Origin of the sequence: Okeania sp. SIO2F4 (assembly GCF_010672385.1) — a bacterium.
Taxonomy (GTDB): domain Bacteria; phylum Cyanobacteriota; class Cyanobacteriia; order Cyanobacteriales; family Microcoleaceae; genus Trichodesmium.
The window spans coordinates 1-6,379 of record NZ_JAAHGT010000556.1 but is presented as its reverse complement, the minus strand read 5'-3'; the positions used below and the strand labels follow the sequence as shown (position 1 = coordinate 6,379).

At 38.8% G+C, this 6,379-nt stretch carries 3 protein-coding genes; 2 read left to right on the top strand and 1 reads right to left on the bottom strand.

The features are described 5' to 3' along the window. Nucleotides 1–782 precede the first annotated feature (782 nt). Nucleotides 783–4,013 (top strand): carbamoyl-phosphate synthase large subunit, encoded by a 3,231-nt coding sequence (gene carB, locus F6K22_RS27385; RefSeq protein ID WP_293105360.1) that lies wholly within the window; start codon nt 783–785, stop codon nt 4,011–4,013. Nucleotides 4,014–5,124: 1,111 nt separating this feature from the next. Continuing rightward, on the top strand, nt 5,125–5,763 hold the full coding sequence (locus F6K22_RS27380; protein ID WP_293105358.1) for a choice-of-anchor E domain-containing protein: 639 nt from the start codon (nt 5,125–5,127) through the stop codon (nt 5,761–5,763). Between the two features lie 328 nt (nt 5,764–6,091). Here F6K22_RS27380 and F6K22_RS27375 read toward each other — a convergent pair. Beyond that, a partial coding sequence (locus tag F6K22_RS27375) for a hypothetical protein (protein WP_483244166.1) occupies nt 6,092–6,379 on the bottom strand: 288 nt, incomplete at its 5' end.

Sequence of the window (6,379 nt, the reverse complement as noted above, 5' to 3'; positions counted from 1 at the left end):
TCCCCTTCAAGGAGGAAGCTTGATATCTTAATATGGGGTTGGTAATTGGTAAGATGATTTTCTACTAGGAGTGATACCCATCATTTACTCTGGTCAAATATTTAGAGGTATCAGAAACAGATTACTCTTAAAGTTTCATCTCTTGATTTACCAATGCTCTTAATTTTTTGCTTAAAAGTTAAAAGTATTAATTCCAACTTCTATTAACTCATACCAAATTAAAAAAAGGAAGTTACATCTTAATCTGTGATTTATTCCTACAATAAAACAATTATAAATCCCATAAATTGTAAAAATAAAAAAAATTTTCCTCTTTTTTTATTCTTTGTTTTCTTCCCCTATTCCCTATGCCATGACTGTAGCAATATTTTGTGAAATTGGTATCATATATCCTACAAATCAAAAGTTAAAAGTTAAAAATATTAATTCCGGCTTCTATCAAGTCAGATTAATTAATCATAATATATAGCAATCGTAAATGATTTGTAAAAAAAACTGTAGGGGTTTAATCTTTATCATCTAATTTTTACTTTGGTTTGGAGAACAAACCCCTAAAATAAAATATTACAACCTAATTTAAGATTGCTATAGGAGGATTAAATAATTAACAATTAATCATTGCCTCTTCTTTTTTATCCTTAGTATGTATTAAGAGTCTTTAAAACTTATACCTTTGAATTCCCAAATATAAAATTGGTATGTATATACTAACACAGCCATTATACTAACCCTTAAAATACTTTGGATTAAGTCTTAATTCTCAAACGAATAAAAATAAGTCTATGCCACGACGCCAAGATATACGCAAAATCCTACTGGTTGGTTCTGGTCCGATTGTAATTGGCCAAGCCTGTGAATTTGATTATAGTGGAACTCAAGCTTGCAAAGCTCTAAGGGAAGAGGGTTTTGAAGTAGTGTTGGTAAATTCCAATCCTGCCACAATTATGACAGACCCGGAAATTGCCGAACGCACCTACATTGAACCTCTAACCCCAGAACTTGTAGAAAAAGTTATTGCTAAAGAAAGACCAGATGCCCTATTACCAACAATGGGCGGTCAGACTGCTTTAAATATAGCAGTTTCTCTGGCAAAAAATGGCACTTTAGCCAAATATGGTGTGGAATTAATTGGGGCCAAATTACCTGCGATTGAAATGGCCGAAGACCGTCAATTGTTTAAGGAAGCAATGGGCCGGATAGGTATCCAGGTCTGTCCATCGGGTATTGCTAGTAATTGGGAAGAGGCCAAGGCGATCGCTCAAAAAATAGGAACATATCCTCTAATTATTCGTCCTGCTTATACTTTGGGAGGGACTGGTGGCGGTATTGCCTACAACCAAGAAGAATATGAGGTGATGGCACAAGCGGGGATAGATGCTAGTCCGGTGTCTCAAATTTTGGTGGAAAAATCTCTGATTGGTTGGAAGGAATACGAACTGGAAGTAATGCGAGACTTAGCAGATAATGTGGTGATTATTTGCTCTATTGAAAATATTGACCCGATGGGGGTACATACGGGAGATTCTATTACTGTTGCTCCGGCGCAAACGTTGACGGATAAGGAATATCAACGATTGCGGGATGCTTCGATTAAAATTATTCGGGAAATAGGTGTGGAAACTGGGGGGTCGAATATTCAGTTTGCTGTTAACCCGGTGAATGGGGATGTGATTGTGATTGAGATGAACCCACGGGTGAGTCGCTCTTCTGCTTTGGCGTCAAAAGCGACTGGTTTCCCCATTGCGAAAATGGCTGCAAAGTTGGCAGTTGGTTATAGTCTGGATGAAATTCCGAATGATATTACGAAAAAGACACCAGCTAGTTTTGAACCTACTATTGATTATGTAGTTACAAAAATTCCAAGATTTGCTTTTGAGAAATTTCCTGGTTCCCAAGCAGTGCTGACTACTCAGATGAAGTCGGTTGGGGAAGCAATGGCAATAGGTCGGACATTTCAGGAGTCGTTTCAGAAAGCTTTACGGTCTTTGGAAACAGGTAGAGGTGGTTTTGGTGGCGATCGCTGGGAAAAGGTACCCAGTTTGGAACAGGTAAGAGCGGGGTTACGCACACCTAACCCAGAAAGATTATTTACAGTACGTCACGCTCTGTTACTGGGAATGACTGTAGAAGAAATATATGAATTGACTGGAATAGATATTTGGTTTTTGGATAAGATGCGGGAGTTGGTTGAGACAGAAAAGTTGATTAAACGCACTCCCCTGAATGAATTGACAAAAGAGCAGATGTGGGATATCAAACGGCAAGGTTTTAGCGATCGCCAAATTGCTTATTGCAGTAAGACTACTGAGGATGAAGTCAGAAGTTATCGGTTGAGTTTGGGAATTAAACCTGCTTATAAAACGGTGGATACTTGTGCAGCAGAATTTGAGGCGCTGACACCTTACTATTATTCTACTTATGAAGAAGACTCAGAGGTTTTGCCATCAGAAAAACGCAAAGTAATGATTCTGGGAGGGGGACCCAACCGCATTGGTCAAGGAATAGAATTTGATTATTGTTGTTGTCATGCTAGTTATGCTTTAGGAGAGGATGGGTTTGAAACAATAATGGTTAACTCTAACCCCGAAACTGTATCGACTGACTATGATACGAGCGATCGCCTCTATTTTGAACCTTTGACTAAAGAGGATGTACTGAATATTATTGAGGCAGAAAACCCGGAAGGTATTATTGTTCAGTTTGGCGGACAAACACCTTTGAAATTAGCTCTTCCTCTACAAAAATATTTAGAGCAAGTAGAAAGTCAAACTAAAATTTGGGGTACTTCTCCAGACTCCATTGATACTGCTGAAGACCGGGAACGTTTTGAGAAAATTTTACGAGATTTAGATATTCGTCAAGCAGCAAACGGTCTTGCTCGTAGTTTTGAAGATGCGTTAGCAGTTGCACAAAAAATTGGTTATCCTGTGGTGGTGCGACCTTCCTATGTTTTGGGAGGTCGAGCAATGGAAATTGTTTATTCTGACCAAGAGTTGGAGCGTTATATGACGTTTGCGGTACAGGTGGAACCGGAACATCCTATCTTAATTGACAAATTCTTGGTAAATGCTATTGAGGTAGATGTGGATGCTATTGCTGATGGTACTGGTCAGGTAGTTATCGGTGGCATCATGGAACATATTGAAGAAGCAGGTATTCACTCTGGAGACTCTGCTTGTTCCATACCTTATCAAACTTTAGCTCCTGCTGCGGTGGAAACAATTCGCCAATGGACTGTTGCTCTAGCAAAAGCGTTGAATGTTATCGGGTTAATGAATATTCAGTTTGCAGTGCAAGGGGAAACAGTATATATTTTGGAAGCTAACCCCCGCGCGTCGCGGACAGTACCTTTTGTATCTAAGGCAATAGGAACACCTTTGGCAAAAATGGCATCGCGAGTCATGTCTGGGAAAAAGTTAGAAGAATTAGGTTTTGTAGAGGAACAGATACCCGCTCATGTTTCTGTGAAAGAAGCAGTGTTACCATTTGCGAAATTCCCTGGTACAGATACTTTGTTAGGACCTGAAATGCGCTCGACTGGTGAGGCGATGGGTATTGATGTTGACTTTGGTAAAGCTTTTGCCAAAGCACAGTTATCCGCAGGGCAAAAATTACCTTTAGAGGGAACGGTGTTTGTGTCAATGAGCGATCGACATAAGGAAGCAGTTGTACCTGTGGTTAAAGATTTAATTGACTTAGGTTTGAAAGTGGTGGCAACTGAAGGAACTCGGAAGGTATTGTGTTTGCATGGTTTAGATGTGGGTTTGACCTTGAAGTTGCATGAAGGGCGACCTAATGTTTTGGATGGGATTAAAAATGGAATCATTCAGTTAATTATTATAACTCCTTCTGGGGAGGAAGCGCGTGTAGATGGAATTAAAATTCGGCGGAGTGCGTTGGATTATAAAATACCGTTGATTACGACTATTGCGGGGGCGAAAGCGACAGCAGCGGCGATTCGAGCGTTGAAGTCGGAAGCGTTAGAGGTGAAGGCGATACAGAATTATTATTGAAGAAGGGAATAGGGAATAGGGAATAGGGAATAGGGAAGAAGGAAGAGAAGTTGTAGGGTGCGTTAGACGGTTGAAATTTAGACTCGGAAAGAGATTTAGCAACCCGTCGTAACGCACCGTTTTAGTATAACCTAACCCCCCAACCCCCTTCCCTGCTAGCGTTGGGGGAAAATATTCCTTCTCCCCTCTCCTGGGAGGAGAGGGGTTGGGGGAGAGGTTTTAATTTGACGGCAAACAGTCAACCCTGTAGGGAGGTTCCATGGAACCTCCCTACATTTTTCAAAAAGATTCTTATAAACAAAGTAAAAGAGGGGAGCAGGGAATAGGTATGGAGGGAACACGAAGAGGTTGTAGGGTGCGTTAGACGGTTAAAATTTATACTCGCAAAGAGATTTAGCAATCCGTCGTAACGCACCATTTTAGTATAACCTAACCCCCCAACCCCCTTCCCTGCTAGCGTTGGGGGAAAATATTCCTCTCCCCTCTCAAAAGCAGGAGAGGGGTTGGGGGAGAGGTTTTAATTTGACGGCAAACAGTCAACCCTGTAGGGAGGTTCCATGGAACCTCCCTACATTTTTCAAAAAGATTCTTATAAACAAAGTAAAAGAGGGGAGCAAAGTTTAATTCATTACTCCTCAACTTTTAACTTCCCTTCGCGATCGCAACTTTCATGCTAGAAAGTCGCTATAAACTGAAAATTCCTGTAGTAACGCACAACCGCGATCGCTCTGTTAATCTACAACACCAAATAAAATTTTATTATCTGAAGAATATTTTTTATAAAGACTTTTATTATATCACTCCCAGACTTCCTAGATATACTAACTAATAAAAATTTCTATAATTTATTTGAAGCCGTAATAAAACGGTTGTTAAACCATAATATCCGGAAAGTTTAGTCTAGCTTCATCGAAAATTTATAATTACTGTTGCCGTAGCTATACATTTCAAGCCTTTATCTAGTAATTAATTCCACTGATTTTAACTAACTAGAAACACTGTAGACAAAATTAAAGATTCTGTAAAGTTAGGCACATCAGTATTGCGAAAATTTCGGGGGGGGGGTAGATTAATGTTGTAGGCAATAAATCTTAACTCAGGAAATTTAATTATGTTGAAAAAGCTTTCAATCGCTTCTGGATTAACTACCGCAGGATTAGCGTCTGCTTTAACTGTAATAGCATCTGTTCTTCCTGCTCAAGCAGCAACTATAGAACAAACTGTAAGCAATTTTTTTAACCCAATCTCATTTGATGGCTTTGACTCTTCTGTAGGAAACCTTACAGGAGTTTCTTTAGACTATAATTTATCTGCTACAGGTTCAGCATTTGACCCAGCTCAATTATGTACATCTTTCCAGGATTGTGAAGGAAGTTTTGTCTTATCTTTGTTTGGTGATGGAGCATTTGCTGGTTTGTCTGATGTAGAGAGCATTTTTGTTAGCAACCCTCAAGTAGATAATGGGGTTTCTGTAAATTTGAATATAACAGACTGGGAAATGTTTAACACCAGTGCATTTGTAGATGTAGCTTCTGTTGGTGATGTCGTTGTCGAGTTTTTTGCGGATGGAGACCTTAGCTTTGACTTTTTTTCTGGTCTTAATCTTTCCGAAGTATCAGGAGAAGTGACTTTAAAATATGAGTTTGAGGAAGTTCAATCAACACCCGAACCTGCTTCTATGCTAGGCTTACTAGCTATAGGTACTATCGGTGCTACTTCCTTGAAACGCAAACAGAAAGAAGAAAAGTAGGTTCACAGGTCTAATTTCTAGCAAACCTACGTCAATTTTAAAACCTAACTTAAGTATATCTCCAAATATTCGATTTTGAGAAGATGCACCCGAAAAATATTAGGGTGTGTCTCTCAACTTTTTCATATAATATTTTGTCCAGCAAAACAATTGTCATTGCCAGCGACAGCATTTGCGGAGCATTAGGTCAAATAAAAACTCCAATCAAAGAAGATAGACAACTTTCCCATATTATTAGCTTTAACCCAAATACAGGACTGTTGAAGTTCGTTGAAGCTAAACTATTTCAATATTTAACTTTAATACCATTTTTTATATTGAATAATATCTAGTTAATATTATCAATATAAAAATCAGTAATCCAACCTCGTTGAACAAACAATGGAAGTAAGACTCCAACATCTACTTGAGGCTCAACATCAACGAGTTTTTCACAGATAATTTCAAATGGATAATTTCCTTGAAAAGCAGTTAATAATTCCCACTCCTCATCATTAGGTAAATCAATCCGCATATCATAATTTTGTCGCCATAAAAATATTTTTACCCCACCCTCATCTAAACTTACTATCTCATCACCTTGATAATCAGGTTGATTAATTTCCCAAATTCTATA